Source organism: Pseudomonas sp. R1-18 (assembly GCF_051132095.1).
Lineage (GTDB): Bacteria > Pseudomonadota > Gammaproteobacteria > Pseudomonadales > Pseudomonadaceae > Aquipseudomonas.
This window is the reverse complement of the sequence record NZ_CP071658.1, coordinates 2665401-2685565: the sequence shown is the minus strand read 5'-3', so window position 1 is coordinate 2685565 and position 20165 is coordinate 2665401. Positions and strand designations below refer to the sequence as shown.

At 60.9% G+C, this 20165-nt stretch carries 15 protein-coding genes and 1 pseudogene; 5 read left to right on the top strand and 11 right to left on the bottom strand.

Annotation, left to right across the window (positions count from 1 at the left end):
- Positions 1 to 21 precede the first annotated feature (21 nt).
- Positions 22 to 2055: a response regulator gene (locus J3P77_RS12405; protein WP_434676927.1), complete on the bottom strand. Its 2034-nt coding sequence runs from the start codon at positions 2053 to 2055 to the stop codon at positions 22 to 24.
- Positions 2052 to 3536, bottom strand: a complete 1485-nt coding sequence (locus J3P77_RS12400; RefSeq protein ID WP_434676926.1) for an ATPase domain-containing protein — start codon at positions 3534 to 3536, stop codon at positions 2052 to 2054. The genes J3P77_RS12405 and J3P77_RS12400 overlap by 4 nt, the downstream gene beginning before the upstream one ends.
- Positions 3537 to 3796: 260 nt before the next feature.
- Between J3P77_RS12400 and J3P77_RS12395 the strand changes: the two genes are divergently transcribed.
- Together J3P77_RS12395 and nudC are read left to right on the top strand one after the other, a co-directional pair.
- Positions 3797 to 4609: a crotonase/enoyl-CoA hydratase family protein gene (locus J3P77_RS12395; protein ID WP_434676925.1), complete on the top strand. Its 813-nt coding sequence runs from the start codon at positions 3797 to 3799 to the stop codon at positions 4607 to 4609.
- Between the two features lie 35 nt (positions 4610 to 4644).
- Positions 4645 to 5493, top strand: a complete 849-nt coding sequence (gene nudC, locus J3P77_RS12390) for an NAD(+) diphosphatase (RefSeq protein WP_434676924.1) — start codon at positions 4645 to 4647, stop codon at positions 5491 to 5493.
- Here the strand turns inward: nudC and J3P77_RS12385 are convergent.
- The 5 genes from J3P77_RS12385 to J3P77_RS12365 form a co-directional block, all read right to left on the bottom strand.
- Positions 5449 to 6228: a TSUP family transporter gene (locus J3P77_RS12385; protein ID WP_434676923.1), complete on the bottom strand. Its 780-nt coding sequence runs from the start codon at positions 6226 to 6228 to the stop codon at positions 5449 to 5451. The genes nudC and J3P77_RS12385 overlap by 45 nt on opposite strands.
- Positions 6229 to 6347: 119 nt before the next feature.
- A complete protein-coding gene (locus J3P77_RS12380) occupies positions 6348 to 7115 on the bottom strand; it encodes an SDR family oxidoreductase (protein ID WP_434676922.1) in 768 nt (255 codons plus the stop codon).
- A gap of 33 nt (positions 7116 to 7148) precedes the next feature.
- Positions 7149 to 8216 carry a phosphotransferase family protein gene (locus J3P77_RS12375; protein ID WP_434676921.1) on the bottom strand — a complete coding sequence of 356 codons (1068 nt, stop codon included), beginning with the start codon at positions 8214 to 8216 and terminating at the stop codon, positions 7149 to 7151.
- 249 nt (positions 8217 to 8465) lie between these two features.
- Positions 8466 to 8783 carry an SCP2 sterol-binding domain-containing protein gene (locus tag J3P77_RS12370; RefSeq protein WP_434676920.1) on the bottom strand — a complete coding sequence of 106 codons (318 nt, stop codon included), beginning with the start codon at positions 8781 to 8783 and terminating at the stop codon, positions 8466 to 8468.
- A gap of 106 nt (positions 8784 to 8889) precedes the next feature.
- Complete coding sequence (locus tag J3P77_RS12365) at positions 8890 to 9600, bottom strand: histidine phosphatase family protein (RefSeq protein WP_434676919.1); 711 nt, start codon at positions 9598 to 9600, stop codon at positions 8890 to 8892.
- 204 nt (positions 9601 to 9804) lie between these two features.
- Here J3P77_RS12365 and sohB point away from each other — a divergent pair, with 204 nt between their 5' ends.
- The gene (gene sohB / locus J3P77_RS12360; RefSeq protein ID WP_434676918.1) at positions 9805 to 10836 is read left to right on the top strand and encodes a protease SohB; all 1032 of its coding nucleotides are present in this window, start codon (positions 9805 to 9807) and stop codon (positions 10834 to 10836) included.
- A 480-nt stretch (positions 10837 to 11316) separates the two neighbouring features.
- Here the strand turns inward: sohB and J3P77_RS12355 are convergent, their stop codons facing one another.
- The 4 genes and pseudogenes from J3P77_RS12355 to metH form a co-directional block, all read right to left on the bottom strand.
- A complete protein-coding gene (locus J3P77_RS12355) occupies positions 11317 to 11811 on the bottom strand; it encodes a DUF934 domain-containing protein (protein ID WP_434676917.1) in 495 nt (164 codons plus the stop codon).
- The gene (locus J3P77_RS12350; RefSeq protein WP_434676916.1) at positions 11795 to 13453 is read right to left on the bottom strand and encodes a nitrite/sulfite reductase; all 1659 of its coding nucleotides are present in this window, start codon (positions 13451 to 13453) and stop codon (positions 11795 to 11797) included. The genes J3P77_RS12355 and J3P77_RS12350 overlap by 17 nt, the downstream gene beginning before the upstream one ends.
- A gap of 583 nt (positions 13454 to 14036) precedes the next feature.
- Positions 14037 to 14277 (bottom strand): annotated as a pseudogene (locus J3P77_RS12345) (DUF2970 domain-containing protein).
- A gap of 64 nt (positions 14278 to 14341) precedes the next feature.
- Complete coding sequence (gene metH / locus J3P77_RS12340) at positions 14342 to 18061, bottom strand: methionine synthase (protein WP_434676915.1); 3720 nt, start codon at positions 18059 to 18061, stop codon at positions 14342 to 14344.
- Between the two features lie 349 nt (positions 18062 to 18410).
- Here metH and J3P77_RS12335 point away from each other — a divergent pair, with 349 nt between their 5' ends.
- Both J3P77_RS12335 and nfuA read left to right on the top strand, forming a co-directional pair.
- Positions 18411 to 19433, top strand: a complete 1023-nt coding sequence (locus tag J3P77_RS12335; RefSeq protein WP_434676914.1) for an acyltransferase family protein — start codon at positions 18411 to 18413, stop codon at positions 19431 to 19433.
- Between the two features lie 70 nt (positions 19434 to 19503).
- Positions 19504 to 20097 carry a Fe-S biogenesis protein NfuA gene (nfuA, locus tag J3P77_RS12330; protein ID WP_434676913.1) on the top strand — a complete coding sequence of 198 codons (594 nt, stop codon included), beginning with the start codon at positions 19504 to 19506 and terminating at the stop codon, positions 20095 to 20097.
- The last annotated feature ends 68 nt before the right edge of the window (positions 20098 to 20165 follow it).

Below are 20165 nucleotides of genomic sequence, written 5' to 3'. Positions count from 1 at the left end.
CGCCTCGGCGTCTGACGCGGCTCAGGCCTCTTCGATCATCTCCCGGACCTTGGAGGTCAGGTGATCGAAAGCAAAGGGCTTGGTGATCATCTGCATGCCGGTATCAAGGAACCCGCCCCGTACCGTCGCATGCTCGGCGTAGCCGGTGATGAACAGCACTTTCAGCGCCGGACGCAATTGACGGGCAATTTCAGCCAGTTGCCGGCCATTCATGCCCGGTAGGCCCACATCACTGATCAACAGGTCGATGCGCTGGTCCGATTCGAGAACCGGTACCGCGCTCGGCCCGTCGGCCGCTTCGATGTACAAATAGCCTAATTCGCTGAGGACTTCGCTCACCAGGGTACGCACCGCGGGATCGTCTTCGACGATCAGCACGGTTTCGCCTGGCTTGGCCTGAAGCGTATTGCTCTGGCAGTTTTCCTCGTCGTCGGCCTGTACGCCCTGGAAGCGTGGCAGATAGAGCTGCACGGTGGTGCCGCGTCCGACCTCGCTCTGGATCGCCACGTGGCCATGCGACTGTTTGCTGAACCCGTAAATCATCGACAGACCCAGGCCTGTGCCCTGGCCGATCGGCTTGGTCGTGAAGAACGGATCGAACGCACGACTGATCACGTTTTCCGGCATGCCGCTGCCAGTGTCGCTGACACTCAACACCACGTATTCGCCCGGCAGCAGATTGTCGTGGGCGTCGGTGAACTGCTTGTCGAGTCGCTGGTTGTAGGTCTCGATCAGCAGCAGGCCGCCACCCGGCATGGCATCGCGGGCGTTGAGCACCAGATTGAGCAACGCATTTTCCAGCTGGTTGGCGTCAGCCACCGCCGTCCAGAGGTGCTCGTCCAGGTGTGTTTCCAGCTTGATGTTTTCGTTGATGCTGCGACGAATCAGCTCGCCCATCGCGGTAATCAGGTGGTTCATCTCCAATGGCTTGGAGTCCAGCGACTGGCGTCTGGAAAACGCCAGCAGGCGGTGGGTAAGGGAGGCCGCCCGGTTGGCGGACGTCACACCCAGATCGATCAGGCCGTCGAGGTCGTCCACGCGACCGCGCGCCAGGCGACGGCGAATCAATTCCAGGCTGCCGATGATGCCGGTCAGCATGTTGTTGAAGTCGTGGGCGATGCCGCCTGTGAGCTGGCCCACCGCTTCCATTTTCTGCGACTGGCGCAACACTTCTTCTTTATGCAGGAGCTGGGAAGTGCGTTCCTCGACCTGCTGTTCCAGGGTTTCATTGAGGCTGCGCAACTGGGCTTCGGCCAGCTTGCGCTCGGTAATGTCCGAGGTTACACCGACCAGCGATGACACTCTGCCGCTCTTGTCCAGCACCGCCCGCGCGCGAACATCGACCCAATTGAGCGAGCCGTCCGGCCACAGGTTGCGATACTCGAGGATGAAGTCGACGCCAATATCCAGACTGCGCTGCAATGCCGACTGCATGCGTGGCTGATCCTGCGGGTACACCGCGTCCAGCCAGTCGTGGTAACCGAAGCGGTCGTGCTTGCCACGGCCATAATGCGACTTTGTGATCTCACAGCAACTGAGTTCCAGCGATCCGGTTTCAAGCTGCCATGAACCGAGCCGGCCAGCGGTCAGTGCGTTCTGCAGGCGCCGCTCGCCTTCGACCAGATCCTCCATCCGCGCCCGGGCTTCGTACTGCCGGCGTCGGCCGCGAATCGCAGTGGTCACGAGGCTGACCAGTGTGACCGGATGGAAAGGGCGCTCAAGGAAAGTGACGTTCCCCAGTTTGCTGCCCAGCCGGCCGGCAGGGGTCTGGTCCTGTCCGCCGTGGTGGGTCAACACGACGATGGGCAAGTCCGACCACGTGGGTTGGCGCGCCAGCAGGTCAATCAAAGGCGTCAGATCGCAATTGCGCAGGGCTTCATCGGCGATAATCGCCAGCCCGGCACCCACGTTCAGCTCGGCCAGCAGTTCCGTGAGATTGGTCACAACGTGGCCTGGGTAACCGGCCTCCTTAAGGATTCGCAACGCGATCTGGCTGTCCCGACCTTTAGGGGTCAGGATTATCGCCCGCTCTGATAGCAATCCCCGCATGTTCACAAATCATCATCCGTCAGCAGCGGTCCGGTGTCGCCGTGGTAGGAGGGTATCCCGCTCAGCACGCCCTGGAACTGGCCCAGCGGCTCGCCGATCTTCAGTCCCTGGGAGCCGATGCGATATTCACGGATGGTCGACTCGTGGGTGCCGGTACGCTTCTTGATCACGGAAATCGCCCGGCGCACTTCACCCAGTGCTTCGAAATATCGAAGCAGGATGACGGTATCCGCCAGGTAGGTGATGTCGACCGGTATCCTCATGTCGCCGACCAGCCCGTGCTGCGCCACCGTCATGAAGGTTGCCGCGCCGCTGCGGTTGAGATACAGCAACAGCTCGTGCATGTGCAGAATCAGCGCATTTTCTTCCGGCATTGCTGCCTGATAGCCGTTGATGCTGTCGATCACCAGCGTCTTGATCTGCAGCTCATCTACCGCGTGGCGCACCCGGTGTGCAAATTCCCCAGGCGACATCTCCGCTGCGTCGATCTGCTCGATCACCAGATTTCCGGTGGCTTGCAACGCTTCAAGGTCGATACCCATCAGCTTCATACGGTCAAACAGCAGGCCCAGTTCTTCGTCGAAGATGAACAGCCCGGCGCGCTCGCCACGAGCCACCGCCTTGGCGGCGAATACCATCGCCATGAGCGACTTGCCGGTACCCGACGGGCCGAGAATCAACGTACTCGAACCGCCGTCGACACCGCCACCGAGCAGCGCGTCAAGTTCCGCTATGCCACTGCTGTGCTGCAGCCGCTCATAGCGGTTGCGATGCTCCGCCGCGACCAGGCGCGGAAATACCTGGATGCCGCCTTGCACGATGGTGAAGTCGTGGAAACCGCCGCGGTACTTCTGGCCACGGTATTTGAGCACCTTGAGGCGACGTCGCTCCGCGCCATAGTTGGGTGTCAGCTCTTCAAGGCGGATGACCCCGTGCGCGACACTGTGAACCGTCTTGTCGAGCAGTTCAGTGGTGAGGTCGTCGAGCAGGAGGACGGTTGCGTCGTAGCGGCTGAAATAATGCTTGATCGCCAGGATCTGGCGTCGATAGCGCAGCGAGCTTTGCGCCAGCAAGCGGATCTCCGACAGGCTGTCGATCACCACCCGCGCAGGCTTGACCCGCTCGACCACTTCAAAAATCTGCCGGGTCGCTTCACCCAGCTCCAGATCGGAAGAGTAGAGCAACGACTGGCTGTGCTCCGAGTCCAGCAGGTTTTCCGGAGGCGTCAGCTCGTAGATTTTGATCGAGTCGTCCAGCTCCCAACCATGGGAGCGCGCCCCCTCACGCAGTTCCCGATCGGTCTCGGACAGAGTGATATACAGTGAGATTTCACCGGCCCGTGCGCCTGCCTGCATGAACTGGAGCGCGACGGTCGTCTTGCCGGTGCCCGGCTGTCCTTCAAGAAGGAAAACATGCCCGCGTGAAAGGCCGCCCGAAAGGATGTCGTCCAGACCCGCGATGCCGGTTGCAGCTTTTGATGTATCCAAGTATTGCCCTCAGATGGCTTGGAAGGTCACATCGCCCAGAGTACAAGACCCCGTCGGCTTTGGACGGTTCATACTTTTTGTTTCGGCCCGCGCCTCGGCCGGTGCCTCCGATAGCGGTCCGGCTCTTGTCCGGATCGCCCTGATCGCGCCGGGCGTCGCGGTTTTACAGCTTGTTATAGTTGGACCTTTGACGCCCTTGGCTCACAAAGCCGGCCATGTCCACGCGCCCACACAAACCCACACGAAATAAGGAAGATGCCGTGTCCGACTATCAAGCGTTCCTGATCGATGTTACCGATCATATCGCCCATGTGCGAATCAACCGTCCCGATAAGCTCAACGCGATGAATGCGGCGTTTTGGGCGGAAATTGTCGAGGTTTTCAAGTGGATAGACAACAGCGATAACGTTCGTGTCGTCGTGCTCAGCGGAGCGGGCAAGCATTTTTCTTCCGGTATCGATCTGGCGCTGCTGGCGTCGGTGGCCGCGGAGCTGGGTGATGACGTAGGCCGTAATGCCCGTCGCCTGCGCCAGACCATCCTGCGCATGCAGGAATCCTTCAACGCGGTGGACCGTTGCCGCAAGCCGGTGCTGGCGGCCATTCATGGCTACTGCCTGGGCGGCGCCATCGATCTGATCGCGGCCTGCGACATGCGTTACGCGGCTGCCGATGCGCGCTTCGCGATTCTTGAGATCGATATGGGGATGGCCGCCGACGTTGGCACCTTGCAACGCTTGCCGCGCATCATCGGCGAAGGCATGCTCCGTGAGCTGGCTTACACCGGACGCATGATCGAGGTGGAAGAAGCGCAGCGTATCGGGCTGATCAATCGCGCCTTCGCCGACCATGAGACCCTGCTTGAAGGCGTGCTCGGGGTTGCCCGGGAAATCGCCGCCAAGTCGCCCATCGCCATCGAAGGCACCAAGGAGATGATCAGCTATATGCGTGACCATCGGGTCGACGACGGGCTGGAACATGTTGCCATCTGGAACTCGGCCATGCTGCAATCGGTCGATCTCAAGCTGGCCATGGCGGCACACTTGAGCAAGCAGAAACCCGTATTCGATAACTGACGACACGTCTTGCGCGTGCAGGTAAGGAGTTTTCCATGACACGCCCGGAACGTTGGACCACCGCCGTGCTCGATATCGAGGCCAGCGGCGGCCTGGCCGTGGTCCATAGCCAGGAGGGTTTCCTGCTGGACGGTAACGGTACGCTGTTTCCAAGGCAGTGGCTCAAGCGCCTGGAGCTGCCGGTTCAGAGTGAACACGGCATCGGCCATTTCGACGGGGAGCCGGTTTACCTGCTCGTGCTGGAACAGCCAGTGGTGGTCGACGGCTGCGTCTGGCAAGGGCTGCGTCAGTTCATGCTCGAAGGCGAATTCGCGGTATTCCAGATGCTCGGCTACGCCGCGCAGATCAGCACCTGGGCCCGGGAGCACCGCTTCTGCGGCGCGTGCGGCAAACCGACCGTGCAGATACCCGGCGAGCGGGCCATGCATTGCGACGTCGATAATCTGCGTTTCTACCCGCGCATCTCGCCCAGCATGATCGTGCTGATCACCCGTGGCGACGAGGTGCTGCTGGCGAGGTCGCCGCGGTTTGTCTCCGGCATGTACAGCACCCTGGCCGGTTTTGTCGAGCCGGGCGAATCGGTGGAAGACTGCGTACACCGCGAGGTCATGGAGGAGGTGCGGGTGCGGATCAAGAACCTCAAGTACATGGGCAGCCAGTGCTGGCCGTTTCCGCATTCAATGATGCTGGGGTTTCACGCCGAGTACGACAGCGGCGAAATCGTCCCGCAGGTCGATGAAATTGAAGATGCGCGCTGGTTCCATATCGACGCGCTGCCGCCCCTGCCGGCCAATCGCTCAATCGCGCGCTATCTGATCGACGTCTGGCTGGCCCGGCGCTCAGGCGCCGCCGAACCAGTGCTGCCAGGCCAGGCGAACGGTTAGACCCAGTACCACCGTGATGAACACCGGGCGGATGAATTTTGCGCCGCCCTTGATCGCCGTGCCGGCGCCGAAGTAGGCGCCGAGCATCACCGCAACGCCCATCACCAGACCGATCACGAAATCCACCTGACCGGAAAAGATGAACACTGACAATGCCACGGCGTTGCTGACAAAGTTCATGCTGCGTGCCACGCCGCTGGCCTTGACAAGATCGAGCGGGTAGAGCAGCAGGGTGCTGACGGTCCAGAACGCGCCGGTGCCGGGTCCGGCAACGCCGTCGTAGAACCCAAGACCCAGGCCCTGGGGCAACTGCCACTTCTTCTTGATGGGCGCGTTGCTGTCCAGCGGCGCCTTGGGCGTGCCGCCGAACAGCAGGTACAGGCCACAGGCGAACACAATCACCGGCAGCATCTGGTTCAGCCACTCGGCCGGCAGATAATGGGCAATCACCGCGCCAATCAGGGCGCCGACGGCCGTGCCGATCAGCGCATGCAGCCATTGACGCGGCTCGAACAGTTTGCGGCGGTAGAAGGTGAAACTGGCCGTGGCGGAGCCGAAAGTCGAGCTGAGCTTGTTGGTGCCCAGCACCAGGTGCGGCGGCAGGCCGGCGGTCATCAGCGCGGGAGTGGTCAGCAGACCGCCACCGCCGGCGATGGCGTCGATGAATCCGGCAACAAAGGCTACGACAGCAAGAACGGCAAGGGTGGTCAGGTCGACGCTCAGTTCGAAAGGCATGGTCGGCAGGGCTTATCCGCTAGGGGGCAGAATGGCTGCCCGAAGGTCGCGCATTCTACCCCTTAAGCGTTTGTTGCAGGAAGTTGCAGGCTACCGACAGAGGTCGTATTGAAAAGCGCTCAGGACAGGAAACCACCGTCGACGTTGAGCGCAGCTCCGGTGGTGTAGCTGGACGCGTCGCTGGCCAGGTACAGCACCGCTCCGGCCATTTCGCTCGGCGCCGCCACACGCTTGAGAGGGATCTGCGCCAGCGCCACATTGAGGATCGCGTCATTCTTGACCAGTGCCGAGGCGAACTTCGTGTCGGTCAGGCCCGGCAGCAGTGCGTTGCAGCGGATGCCGAACCCCGCGCATTCCTTGGCGAATACCTTGGTCATGTTGACCACTGCCGCCTTGGTCATGGAGTAGACGCCCTGAAAGGCACCCGGCGAAACGGCGTTGATCGAAGCTACGTTGATAATGCTGCCTCCACCGTTTTCCCGCATCAGCTTGCCGGCTTCCACCGACATGAAGAAGTAGCCGCGGATATTCACGTCGACGGTTTTCTGAAACGCACTCAGGTCGGTATCCAGTACGTTGCAGAACTGCGGGTTGGTCGCCGCGTTGTTGACCAGAATGTCGAGCCTGCCGAACTGCTGGCGAATCTGCTGGAACACGCTGGTGATCTGCTCCATCTCTCCGATATGACAGCCGATGGCCGTGGCCAGTCCGCCCTCGGCGATGATCGCGTCAGCGACGTGCTGGCAGCTTTCAACCTTGCGGCTGGAAACGATCACATGGGCGCCTTGTTGGGCCAGCAGCCGTGCGATGGCTTCGCCGATGCCGCGGCTGGCGCCGGAAACCAGCGCGATCTTACCGTCCAGGTCGAACAGTTGGGTCCGGGACATAGTGCCTCCTAACGAAAAAAGGGTGGGAAGGTGTCAGAGACTGGAACGCGCGATCACCTGCAGGCTCATGTGTTCGAGCAGAGCATTCATCTGCACGAACGGCGCGAAGCGCTTGTCCTGCGTCTGGCCGTGGTAGAAGCGGTAATAGATCTGCTGAACGATGCCCGCCAGCCGGAACAGGCCGTAGGTGTAATAGAAGTCGAAGTTGTCGATGCGGATTCCCGCGCGCTGAGCGTAATAGTCAACGAATTGCCGGCGGGTCAGCATGCCTGGCGCGTGGCTGGGCTGGCGGCGCATCTGCCGGACGGCGGCCGGGTCATCGGCCTCGATCCAGTAGGCGAGGGTGTTGCCAAGGTCCATCAGCGGATCGCCAAGGGTGGTCAGCTCCCAGTCCAGCACGCCGATGATGCGCATCGGGTCGTTGGGGTCGAGGATCACGTTGTCGAAGCGGTAGTCGTTGTGCACGATGCTGGACGTCGGATGATCGGCGGGCATTTTCGAGACCAGCCAGTCCCGGACCTTTTCCCAGCCGGGCGCATCGGGCGTCCTGGCTTTTTCGTAGCGTTCGCTCCAGCCCAGAATCTGGCGCTGGACGTAGCCTTCGGGCCGACCCAGGTCGCCCAGCCCGCAGGCCTGGTAGTCCACCTGATGCAAGTCCACCAGCTTGTCGATGAAGCTCTTGCACAGCGCCTCGGTGCGGGCGCTGTCCAGGTTGAGCGCGGGCGGCAGGTCGGAGCGCAGGATGATGCCCTTGAGTCGCTCCATGACGTAAAACTCCGCGCCGAGCACGCTCTCGTCGGTGCAATGCACATATGCTTGCGGGCAATACGGAAACGCGGTCTTCAGGCCGTTGAGAATGCGAAACTCACGGCCCATGTCATGTGCCGACCGGGCCTTGCGTCCGAACGGCGGGCGGCGCAGCACCAGCTCCTTTTCCGGATACTGAATCAGATACGTGAGGTTCGAGGCACCGCCCGGGAACTGGCTGACCACAGGCGTTCCGCTCAGGCCGCTGATATGGGCCTTCAGATAAGCGTCGATCAGGTGCGCGTCCAGTTCTTCGCCTGCACGGATATCGGTGGACTGGTCGGTAAGCGTCATGCTGGACCCCATGTTTTTGCCCGATGTTCTTATTAGTGGATGCTTATCAAGGTGTGCATGGATCATTGGCTAATCTAATGACGCCAGGGTTGGCGAACAACTCTGGCGCGGCGTTATAGGCTAGCGTGTTGCCGGTGGATCAACGGTTCTGATGGCCGCCCGCGGTCGGAAAATCCCCGGACCAAAAAAAAACCGAAGCCAGAGCTTCGGTTTTTTATGCAGCAGGACATGGAGCGGAATGCGCGCGGATCAGACCGGGAACAGTTCGCTCAGTTTCATGGCCAGCATCATGTCGCCTTCAGCGCGCAGTTTGCCGCCCATGAAGGCCTGCATGCCATCGGTCTCACCGCTGACGATGCCTTTGAGCGTGGTGCTGTCCATGATCAGCGTGACGTTGGCGTCCGGGTTTTCGCCTTCCTCAAGCTGGCAGGTGCTGTCTTTCACGTGCAGCGCGTAATGCTTGTCGACGTCGGTGATGTGGAAGCCGTAGATCAGGTCCAGGCCGGTAGCGGCGGCTGGGTTGAACTTGGCCTGCATGGTCTGGACTGCTTCGCCTACTGAACTCATGTATCGATCCTTTTGTGCTGTTTGGGTGTGATGTTCGTATGTGATGTTCGGAGGTGTGCCGCTTCGGTGATGTCGTTCGCATCCGTGAGGATGCAAGTGGCCGGGCTCAGCGATAAGTGATGAGCTCCGGCGCCTTCTGCAGTTGCAAATGCGCGTAACTGTTGAAGGAAGCCAGTGACACTTCGCTGTTCCTGAATTTGAGCTGGTGCAGCGAAGTGTTGACGATGTGCCAGTTGAGCTCAAATGCCTGCTGAGCCGGCATACCGGTAATAGTGTGTAGCAGGGCCGTGATGGTTCCGCCGGAAGTGAAGACCGCGATGCGTTCGTGCTCGCCGGCGGTCTCGATGATCCGTTGCAGGCCGGCCTGGACACGGGTCACAAATCCGCGCCAGCTCTGCAGGCCCAGCGTGTCGTGTTCGCCGCCCAGCCAGCGGGCAATGACCAGCGCGAACAGCCGCTGGAACTCGGCGCGATTGTCCGCGGCGTTGCGCAGGATATCGAGTGCATCGGGTTCGTCTTCGAGCATCGCCGGTATCAATGCGCGGACCACGCCTTCGGCGTCGAACTCGTCGAACGCGCTGTCTATCACGACCTCGGGAACCTTCAAGCCAGTTTCAGCCAGCTGCGCGAGGGCGTGGCGGGCGGTGTCTTTCTGACGTCGCAGGTCTCCGCACAGACAGCGATCGAACTCCAGGCCCAGCTCTGCCAGATGCGCGCCCAGTACCTGCGCCTGACGAATGCCGACGGTCGACAGCACGTCGTAGTCATCGGCACCGAATGAAGCCTGGCCATGTCGTATCAGATAGATGCTGCCCACGTCCGTCGTGTCCCGGCGCGTTGAAGGTTGGGCGAGGTTATGGCCGATGCCGGTGGGCTGTCAATGAAAAAACATACGCCCGTTTGAAATCAGCGTTTAACCCCCGGTTACAGGTGCGCCGCTGGTGATACGCAGGTCGCGTCGGTATGCTGGCGGCATCGCGGCCCTTGATTGGTAAGGGCGCAACGCAAGTAAGGAGTATCCGTGGATTTCATTGCCGACTACGCGAGTTTTCTGGCCAAGACCGTCACGCTGGTCATTGCCATCGTCGCCGTGCTGGTGACCATCGCGGCCCTGCGTGGCAAAGGCCGCCGGCGCACGACGGGGCAGCTGCAGGTGACCCGTCTCAACGATTTCTATAAAGGGCTGCGCGAGCGGCTGGAACAGTCGCTGCTGGACAAGGACCGGCTCAAGGCGCTGCGCAAGGCGCAAGGCAAGGCCGACAAGGCAGAGAAAAAGGGCAAGACGCCGGTCGAAGTGAAGTCCCGTGTGTACGTGCTGGACTTCGATGGTGATATCAAGGCCTCGGCGACTGAAAGCATGCGCCATGAGATCACCGCCTTGCTGACCCTGGCCACGGACAAGGATGAAGTCGTGCTGCGCCTGGAAAGCGGCGGCGGCATGGTTCACAGCTACGGTCTGGCCTCTTCGCAGCTGGCGCGTATCCGGGAGGCGGGCATTCCGCTGACCATCTGCATCGACAAGGTCGCGGCCAGTGGCGGTTACATGATGGCGTGCATCGGCAACCGCATCATCAGCGCGCCGTTTGCCATCCTCGGTTCAATCGGCGTCGTGGCGCAGTTGCCAAACGTCAACCGCCTGCTGAAGAAGCACGACATTGACGTAGAAGTCCTCACCGCCGGTGAATACAAGCGCACCCTGACGGTGTTCGGCGAAAACACCGAGAAAGGCCGCGAGAAATTCCAGCAGGACCTGAACATTACTCACGACCTGTTCAAGCGCTTCGTCGCCAGTTACCGCCCGCAGCTGTCCATTGACGAAGTGGCCACCGGTGAAGTCTGGCTGGGCATGGCCGCGCTGGAGAAACAACTGGTCGACGAGCTCAAGACCAGCGACGAATACCTGGCCGAGCGGGCGAAACAGGCTGATGTGTTCCACTTGCACTACGTGCAGCGCAAAAGCCTTCAGGAACGCATGGGCATGGCCGCGGCAGTCACCGCGGACGGCTTGCTCAGCAAAGTGTGGAGCCGCCTGACTCAGCAGCGATTCTGGTGAGACCCCGTCTCGGGTAAACGCGCTCCTGCACTTGTGGGAGCCAACTTGCTGGCGAGGGACCTAAACAGGCGAAATATGTATGTCGGGCTGAATACCGTCTCGCCAGCAAGCTGGCTCCCACAGGAACCGCAGCGCTGCACGGACTGTAGGAGCTGGCTTGCCTGCGATCTGCCGGGAGCCGGCAGCAGGATGGTTCATGCAGTATAAACAAGGTCGCCAGGATTACTGCCGCTACGCGCCAGATCGTCGGATTGCCGCCCAGAGCAAGCGGATCGCCGCCCGGTCACTCCCACGCCCTGCGGGCAGAATCAAAAGCGGATTCGCGGGCACCAGGAGCTTTTCCCCAAGGGCGGTTTAGGGGTAACCCCCGAACATAGAATCTCCCACAGGAACCTGTCCCGGTTCCGGAACAGCGTATTCCGCGAGACACAAAAAAGCCCGGGCCTTCTCAGAAGGCCCGGGCTTTTTGCTGTTACCGGATCAGCGGCGGCGAAACAGCGGTAGCGGTTCGTCGGCTGCAGCCTGGTAGGTCACCGAAAAATCCTTCAGACCTTCCAGCGCTTCGTACGGGTCCTTGTCGGCGCGGATCGCAAAGGCATCGAAGCCGCAACGATGCATGTAGAACAACTGGTCCCGCAGGACGTCACCGATGGCCCGCAGTTCACCCTTGAAACCGTAACGGTCACGCAGCAGGCGCGCGTTGGAAAAGCTGCGCCCGTCGGTGAACGCCGGGAAGTTCAAGGCAATGACCTGGAACTGATCCACGTCGTCACCGATTTCCTCGGCTTCTTCGTCGCTGTCCAGCCAGACGCCAAGGCCGCCGTCGCGGGCCTTGAGTGCGTGACCGTGTTCGCGCCAGAGCACCAGCGGCACGATCAGGTCGTCGCAGTTGGACAGGCTGTCGAAGGTCGTGTCCTTGGGCAGCAGGTGCCAGGTGTCATCGATGACCTGGTTGTTCTTAATGATTCGCTGCATAGACGCGCTCCTTGAAAGGGTCGATACCAATGCGCTGGTAGGTGTCGATAAAGCGCTCGTCCTCGGTACGTCGTTCGACGTACACGTTGATCAGCTTCTCGATCACGTCCGGCATGGCTTCCTGGGCGAAGGACGGGCCGAGGATCTTGCCCAGGCTCGCGTCACGGCTGGCGCTGCCACCCAGCGACACCTGATAGAACTCTTCGCCTTTCTTGTCCACGCCAAGGATGCCGATATGGCCGACGTGGTGGTGACCGCAGGCGTTCATGCAACCGGAAATGTTGAGGTCCAGTTCGCCGATGTCGAACAGGTAGTCCAGATCGTCGAAGCGGCGCTGGATCGACTCCGCGATAGGGATCGACTTGGCGTTGGCCAGCGAGCAGAAATCCCCGCCGGGGCAGCAGATGATGTCGGTCAGCAGGCCGATGTTCGGCGTGGCGAAGCCGTTATCGCGCAGCTCGTTCCACAGCGCGAACAGCTGGCCCTGCTCGACGTCGGCGAGGATGATGTTCTGCTCGTGGGACGTGCGCAGCTGGCCGAAGCTGTAGCGGTCGGCCAGATCGGCAACCGCGTCCAGCTGCTTGTCGGTCACATCGCCCGGCGCAACGCCGGTCGGTTTGAGCGACAGGGTCACTGCGATATAACCCGGCTGCTTGTGGGCCAGCACATTGCGCTGGCGCCAGCGGGCAAAGCCCGGATGCTGCGCGTCCAGCGCCGCCAGTTCGGCGTGCTGATCGGCCAGCTGTTTGTATTGCGGGTCGACGAAGTGCGTGGCAACGCGCTGCACTTCGGCTTCGGTCAGCGTGGTCTGACCGCCACGCAGATGGACCATTTCAGCCTCGACCTTTTCGGCGAAGACTTCAGGGGTGAGCGCCTTGACCAGAATCTTGATCCGCGCCTTGTACTTGTTGTCCCGGCGACCGTAGCGGTTATAGACGCGAAGTATCGCATCCAGGTAGCTCAACAGGTCTTGCCAAGGCAGAAATTCATTGATGAACGAGCCGACCACGGGCGTGCGCCCAAGACCGCCGCCGACCAGCACGCGGAAACCCAGCTCGCCGGCCGCGTTGCGCAGTGGCTCCAGGCCAATGTCATGGACTTCGATGGCTGCGCGGTCGCTGCTTGCACCGTTGATCGCAATCTTGAACTTGCGCGGCAGGTAGGCGAATTCCGGGTGGAAGGTCGTCCACTGACGGACGATCTCGCACCATGGGCGCGGGTCGACCAGTTCGTCCGCGGCAACGCCGGCAAACTGGTCGGTGGTGACGTTGCGCAGGCAGTTGCCGCTGGTCTGGATGGCGTGCATCTGCACGGTCGCCAGTTCGGCCAGAATATCCGGCACGTCTTCCAGCGCTGGCCAGTTGAACTGCACGTTCTGGCGGGTACTGATGTGGGCATAGCCCTTGTCGTAGTCGCGCGCGATCTTCGCCAGCATGCGCGTCTGGCGCGAAGTCAGCTGGCCGTAAGGCACCGCGACCCGCAGCATGGGCGCGAAACGCTGGACGTAAAGACCGTTTTGCAAGCGCAACGGTCGAAACTCTTCTTCGCTCAGCTCGCCTGCCAGATAGCGTCGGGTCTGATCCCGGAACTGCTTGACGCGGTCCTCGATGATCCGCTGATCGTACTCGTCGTATACGTACATATAGGTCCTGTTCTCAGGCTTCGTCATGAAGCAGGGGGCAACGGCATCGGATGCTGAGCATCTCGCTCTCTGGCCCCTGCGACATCCAACAATTCTGCGCGCACGGTCGCGCACTCCCTGCGGAGCGGTGGCGAAGATACCAGCTTGGTGATATCGGTAAAAGTGATGTTTATATATAAGCAAATCGCTAAAAACGATAAGCCGAAGGTCGGCTGGGCAAGGCCCTGCTTGCCGTGTGGGCATGGCTGGTCTTTACTCAGTCGGGTCGGGTCCGGGCTTGCAGCCTGGGCCTGTTCGTATGCAATCACCTACAAGACCGACAAGAGGCGATGCAATGAGCAAGCACCCGAAAATGGCCAAGCCCGACAGCAGCGTCGATGCGTGGGCAATCTTCTTCATTATCGTGCTGGTGGTGGGTGGCGCGGTGTTCTGGATCAGCGGGCAGTAGCTGCAACCCCGCATTATTAAACTGCGCGCGGAACATTGTGGGAGCCAGCTTGCTGGCGAGAGGTCGGTACATTCGGCGCATCTTCGTTGGCTGAAGCCACGTCTCGTCGGATTGCCGCCCACAGCAAGCTGGCTCCTACGGGTTTCGTCCTTCGGCGAAATAGACCACCAGCTGCACGATGCCAAACAGAATCAGCACGAACATCAGGGTAAACAGCAGCCCCAGCAGCAGAAAGTGCACAGGCTTGCCGTGGGTGAAGTCGCGCTGACGGTTCTTGTGGCTCTGCACGCCCAGAGCGGCGGCGAGCAACGCTCTGCACCATCTGCCAGAACGTGGGCGGTTTACCGTCGGGCTCGCCCTTGGATGGGTCTTCCATAAAGAAGCCTTCGCTGACCATGCCGAAGTTTCAAGCATAGTCAGCGAGGCCATACCAGCCAGGCTTACTCGTCGTATCCCAGGTTTGGAGCCAGCCAGCGCTCGGTGACGCTGATGTCCTGTCCCTTGCGAGCGGTGTAACTCTGCACCTGATCCTTGTCGACTTTGCCCACCGCGAAATACTGCGCTTGCGGATGGGCGAAGTACCAACCGCTGACAGCCGCCGCCGGGAACATCGCATAGTGCTCGGTCAGGAACACGCCGCTTCTGCCCGGCGTGTGCTCGGGCGTGCCCTCCGGCAGCGGATCGAGCAGGCTGAACAGCGTGCTCTTTTCGGTGTGATCCGGGCAGGCCGGGTAGCCCGGGGCAGGGCGGATGCCCAGGTACTGCTCCTTGATCAGCGCGTCGTTGTCCAGTTGCTCGTCCCGGGCGTAACCCCAGTATTGCTTGCGCACTTGCTGGTGCAGCCATTCGGCGCAAGCTTCGGCTAGACGGTCGGCGAGGGCCTTGACCATGATCGAGTTGTAGTCGTCGCCTTTGTCCTGGTAAGCCTTGGCCACTTCTTCGGCACCGATGCCGGCGGTCGTGATGAATCCGCCGATGTAATCGGTCACGCCGCTGTCCTTGGGCGCGACGAAGTCAGCCAGCGAAAGGTTCGGCTTGCCGTCAGGCTTGATGGTCTGCTGGCGCAGGTGGTGCAGCCTGGCCAGCGGCTGACCGTCGTCGCCGTAGACCTCCAGGTCGTCGTCATTGACCTGATTGGTCGGCCAGAAACCGAACACGGCGCGGGCGCTGATCAGTTTCTCGTCGATGAGCTTGCGCAGCATCTGGCGAGCATCTTCGTACAGCGCGGTAGCCGCTTCGCCCACCACCTCGTCGGTGAGGATGCGCGGGAACTTGCCGGCCAGGTCCCAGGAAATGAAGAACGGCGTCCAGTCGATGTATTCGGCCAGGACGTTCAGGTCGATGTCTTCCAGCACGCGCGTGCCGGTGAATGTCGGCTTGACCGGTGTGTAAGTGGCCCAGTCGAATTTGGGCTTCTTGGCGACCGCCGCGCCGTAACTCAGGCGTTCGGTGCGCGCGCTGCGAGCCGAAGTGCGCTCACGGACTTCAATGTATTCCAGGCGGGTCTTTTCGATGAACGCCGGTTTCAGTTCCCTGGATAGCAGCTGCGTCGCCACGCCGACCGCACGCGAGGCATCGGTGACGTAAACGACCGCGTCATTGCTGTACTTGGGTTCGATCTTGACGGCGGTGTGTGCCTTGGAGGTGGTCGCGCCACCGATCATCAATGGCAGGTGGAAGTCCTGCCGCTGCATCTCGCGGGCGACGTGGACCATTTCGTCCAGAGACGGGGTGATCAGGCCGGAAAGGCCGATAATGTCGCACTTCTGTTCGCGCGCCACCTGCAGGATCTTCTCGGCCGGCACCATCACGCCCAGGTCGACGATGTCATAGCCATTGCAGCCGAGCACCACGCCGACAATGTTCTTGCCGATGTCATGCACGTCACCCTTGACGGTCGCCATCAGGATCTTGCCCTTGGCTTCGGGCTTGTCGCCTTTTTCCAGTTCGATGAACGGAATCAGATGCGCCACGGCCTGCTTCATTACCCGGGCGGATTTCACCACCTGCGGCAGGAACATCTTGCCCGAGCCGAACAGGTCACCGACCACGTTCATGCCGGACATCAGCGGCCCTTCGATCACTTCGATAGGCCGGGCGAACGACTGGCGCGATTCTTCGGTGTCTTCAACGATGTGTGTGGTAATGCCCTTGACCAGCGCGTGCTCCAGCCGCTGGTTGACCGGCCAGCTGCGCCACTCCTCGGTTTCGGCCTCTTTGACGCTGCCGTCGCCCTTGTACTGGTCGGCGATGGCCAGCAGCGCTTCGGTGCCCTCGGGGGTGCGGTTGAGTACCACGTCCTCGACGCAGTCGCGCAACTGCCTGGGGATCTGGTCGTAGATCTCCAGCTGACCGGCGTTGACGATGCCCATGGTCAGACCATTGCGGATCGCATGCAGCAGAAACACCGAGTGGATCGCTTCGCGCACCGGATTGTTGCCACGGAACGAGAACGATACGTTGGACACGCCGCCCGACGTCAATGCATAGGGCAGCTCGTCCCGGATGTAGGCGCAAGCATTGATGAAGTCCACGGCATAGTTGTTGTGTTCTTCAATACCCGTGGCAATGGCGAAGATGTTCGGGTCGAAGATGATGTCTTCCGGCGGGAAGCCCACTTCGTTGACCAGGATGTCGTAAGAGCGCTTGCAGATTTCCTTCTTGCGCGCTTCGGTGTCGGCCTGACCCTGTTCATCGAACGCCATGACCACCACGGCCGCGCCGTAACGCTTGCACAGGCGGGCGTGGTGAATGAACTGCTCGACGCCTTCCTTCATGCTGATCGAGTTGACGATGCCCTTGCCTTGAATGCACTTGAGGCCCGCTTCGATGACTTCCCATTTCGAGGAGTCGATCATGATCGGCACGCGGGAGATATCCGGCTCGCCCGCGATCAGGTTGAGGAAGGTCACCATGGCCTTCTTCGAGTCGAGCATGCCCTCGTCCATGTTGATGTCGATCACCTGGGCACCGGCTTCGACCTGCTGCAGCGCGACTTCCAGAGCTTCGGTGTAGTTGTCTTCGCGGATCAGACGGGCGAAACGGGCGGAACCGGTGATATTGGTTCGCTCGCCGACGTTGACGAACAGCGACTGACGGTCGATGGTGAACGGCTCAAGACCGGACAGTCGGCAGGCCTTGGGGATGTCCGGAATCGCCCGCGGCGAATATTTGGCTACCGCTTCGGCGATGGCCTGGATATGCGCGGGCGTGGTGCCGCAGCAACCGCCGATGATATTGAGAAAACCGCTGGCGGCGAACTCTTCGACCACGACCGCCATTTCCGCCGGCGTCTCGTCATACTCGCCAAACGCGTTCGGCAGGCCGGCGTTGGGGTGCGCCGAGACCCGTGTGTCAGCCTTGGCGGCCAGCTCTTCCAGATACGGACGCAAGTCTTTCGCGCCCAGCGCGCAGTTAAGGCCCACGGAAATCGGCTTGGCGTGACGCACCGAGTTCCAGAACGCTTCGGTGGTCTGCCCCGAAAGCGTCCGGCCGGAAGCGTCGGTGATGGTGCCGGAAATCATGATCGGCAGTTCATAGCCTATTTCCTCGAACACGCCCTGCACGGCAAAGATCGCCGCCTTGGCGTTGAGCGTGTCGAAAATCGTTTCGATGAGGATCAGGTCGGCGCCGCCTTCCACCAGGCCGCGCGTGGCTTCGGTGTAGTTCTCGACGAGTTCGTCGAACGTCACGTTGCGGTAGCCGGGGTCATTGACGTCGGGCGAAATCGAACAGGTCCGGCTGGTCGGGCCGACCACGCCTGCCACGAAACGCGGCTTGTCCGGCGTTTCCAGGCTCTTAGCGTCCGCCACTTTACGCGCCAGACGCGCGCCTTCGACGTTCAGTTCGTACGCCAGCGATTCCATGCCGTAGTCGGCCTGGGAAACCTGCGTGGCGTTGAAAGTATTGGTTTCGAGGATGTCGGCGCCGGCATCCAGATACGCCTTCTCGATGGCGCCAATGACATCGGGACGAGTCAGGATCAACAGATCGTTATTGCCCTTGACGTCGCTGGGCCAGTCGGCGAAGCGCGTGCCACGGTAGTCGGCTTCTTCGAGGCGATAACTCTGGATCATGGTGCCCATGCCGCCATCGAGGATCAGGATCCTCTGATTCAGAGCATTGAGGAGAGCTTGATGGCGGGCGCTACGATCGGACATGAGAGCTACCTTGGGAAGGCGGTTACAGAAAGGCCGAATCATAGCAAACCCGAGCGCTTTTTTTGGTGCTCGGGCTTTCTCATGAAAATCGCTCATGTTGGGGCGCGGAGATGAGACTGCTGAACCTGAACGGCGCTCTTGGCATTTGCATCGCCAGCTAACCCCGTCGGACCGGGCGCTTAAGGCGTAAACCCTTGCGGAACATGGCCCGCAGCCATTGCTGTTTCCTGAACGACTCGACAGATGGGCCGACTATTTCCGGCAGAACGCGGTCCGAGTGGAGTGCAATGCGAACCATCGGCTCGATAGCGTCGGTCGAGGAGCGAAAACAGGCGGTAGAGGTTTCTGGATGTTGATTTCGGTTCAAGCCCTGCGGGCGTTCGCCGCGTGGGTCGTTGTGTGTCACCACTTCATGCAGATCTTTTTCGATTTCAAGGCCAGTGGGCCAGTCGGTGAGTTCTTCGTTGCAAAGGGCGCGGTCGGCGTCGATATCTTTTTCGTCATCAGCGGTCTGGTGATTTTCCTTTCCACCCAGAACAGCGACATGCCGGCCGGGCGTTTTTTGATGCACCGGCTGATCCGCATCGTCCCTGCCTACTGGCTCTACACCGCAGCGATGGGCCTGTTGCTGCTGGTGGCGGCGCCATTCCTGCCGCATCAGGTCATCGGTTGGCAGAACTTCCTGCTGTCGCTGGTTTTCATTCCATCGGAAAACCCCGGTGGCTATGGTCTGTACCCAACCCTGAATGTGGGCTGGACGCTCAACTACGAGATGCTGTTTTACCTGCTGTTCTCGATGGTGTTTCTGTTCGAGCGCAGGCACAGGCCGCTGATCATTGCCGCCGCGCTGTTCACGGTGACCGAAGTGCTGGCTCGCACCGGTCTGATCAGTCGGTTCTACGGCAACGACATCGTGTACGAATTTCTGCTTGGAATCGGCATCGGTCTGGTCTATCGCCGTGGCTGGGTCAAGCAGGGGTTGTGGGTGCCGCTGGCGGGTGTCGTGCTGGGGCTGGTCACCATTTATATGCTGAGCAACGAGCAGCGTCTGCTCAACTGGGGGTTGCCGAGTGCCTTGATCGTGGTGTCCTGTGTTTCGCTGGAACCGTATTTCCGCGGCAGCCAGCTGCTCAAGGTGCTGGGCGATTGCTCGTATTCGGTCTATCTGCTGCACGTGCTGGTGCTGTACGGCGGCTTGCTCATGGCGCAGCGCTTCGGCCTTAATCCCTATGTCGTGTTTGCGTTCTGCGTGCCGGTGATTGCCATCGGCGCGTGGCTGAGTTACGAGTGGATTGAAAAGGGCCTGTATCGCCGGATGAAGGGCTGGCTTGACGAGCGCCAGAGCCTTCGGGAAGCGCAAAGCCTTTCCTGACAAAATTACTGGGACTTTGTGTGAGGCATCGGTTTGGCGTAAACTGCCGGCACGTCTGCGAGGAACTTTCATGACCGCTATCACTATTACCGATGCCGCCCACGATTATCTGGCCGATCTGCTGGAAAAGCAGAACACCCCCGGTATCGGCATCCGCGTGTTTATCACTCAGCCCGGCACTCAGTATGCAGAGACCTGCATTGCTTACTGCAAGCCGGGCGAAGAAAAGCCTGAAGACAAGGCCATCGGCCTGAAGAGCTTCACCGCCTGGATCGACGGCTTCAGCGAAGCGTTTCTGGACGATGCGGTAGTCGATTACGCCACCGATCGCATGGGCGGACAGCTGACCATCAAGGCACCGAACGCCAAAGTGCCGATGGTCAACGCCGACAGCCCGATCAACGAGCGTATCAACTATTACCTGCAAACCGAGATCAACCCGGGTCTGGCGAGTCATGGCGGCCAGGTCACACTGATCGACGTGGTGGAAGAGGGTGAGCAGAACATCGCCGTGCTGCAATTTGGCGGCGGCTGCCAGGGCTGCGGCCAGGCCGACGTCACGCTCAAGGAAGGCATCGAACGCACGCTGCTGGAGCGCATTCCGGAACTGGCTGGCGTTCGCGACGTGACCGACCACACCCAGAAAGAAAACGCTTACTACTGACGCATCAGGCTTGTAGGAGCGCGCTTGCCCGCGACGGCGGTGTTCCGGTCGCAGAATTATCTCTGCGG

Bases quoted from the DNA above. Each gene is read 5' to 3' on its own strand.
- nudC (WP_434676924.1), top strand. From the start codon at position 4,645: ATGACACGCCCGGAACGTTGGACCACCGCCGTGCTCGATATCGAGGCC.
- J3P77_RS12385 (WP_434676923.1), bottom strand. From the start codon at position 6,228: ATGCCTTTCGAACTGAGCGTCGACCTGACCACCCTTGCCGTTCTTGCT.
- J3P77_RS12380 (WP_434676922.1), bottom strand. From the start codon at position 7,115: ATGTCCCGGACCCAACTGTTCGACCTGGACGGTAAGATCGCGCTGGTT.
- J3P77_RS12375 (WP_434676921.1), bottom strand. From the start codon at position 8,216: ATGACGCTTACCGACCAGTCCACCGATATCCGTGCAGGCGAAGAACTG.
- J3P77_RS12370 (WP_434676920.1), bottom strand. From the start codon at position 8,783: ATGAGTTCAGTAGGCGAAGCAGTCCAGACCATGCAGGCCAAGTTCAAC.
- J3P77_RS12355 (WP_434676917.1), bottom strand. From the start codon at position 11,811: ATGCAGCGAATCATTAAGAACAACCAGGTCATCGATGACACCTGGCAC.
- J3P77_RS12350 (WP_434676916.1), bottom strand. From the start codon at position 13,453: ATGTACGTATACGACGAGTACGATCAGCGGATCATCGAGGACCGCGTC.
- metH (WP_434676915.1), bottom strand. From the start codon at position 18,061: ATGTCCGATCGTAGCGCCCGCCATCAAGCTCTCCTCAATGCTCTGAAT.
- J3P77_RS12335 (WP_434676914.1), top strand. From the start codon at position 18,411: ATGTTGATTTCGGTTCAAGCCCTGCGGGCGTTCGCCGCGTGGGTCGTT.
- nfuA (WP_434676913.1), top strand. From the start codon at position 19,504: ATGACCGCTATCACTATTACCGATGCCGCCCACGATTATCTGGCCGAT.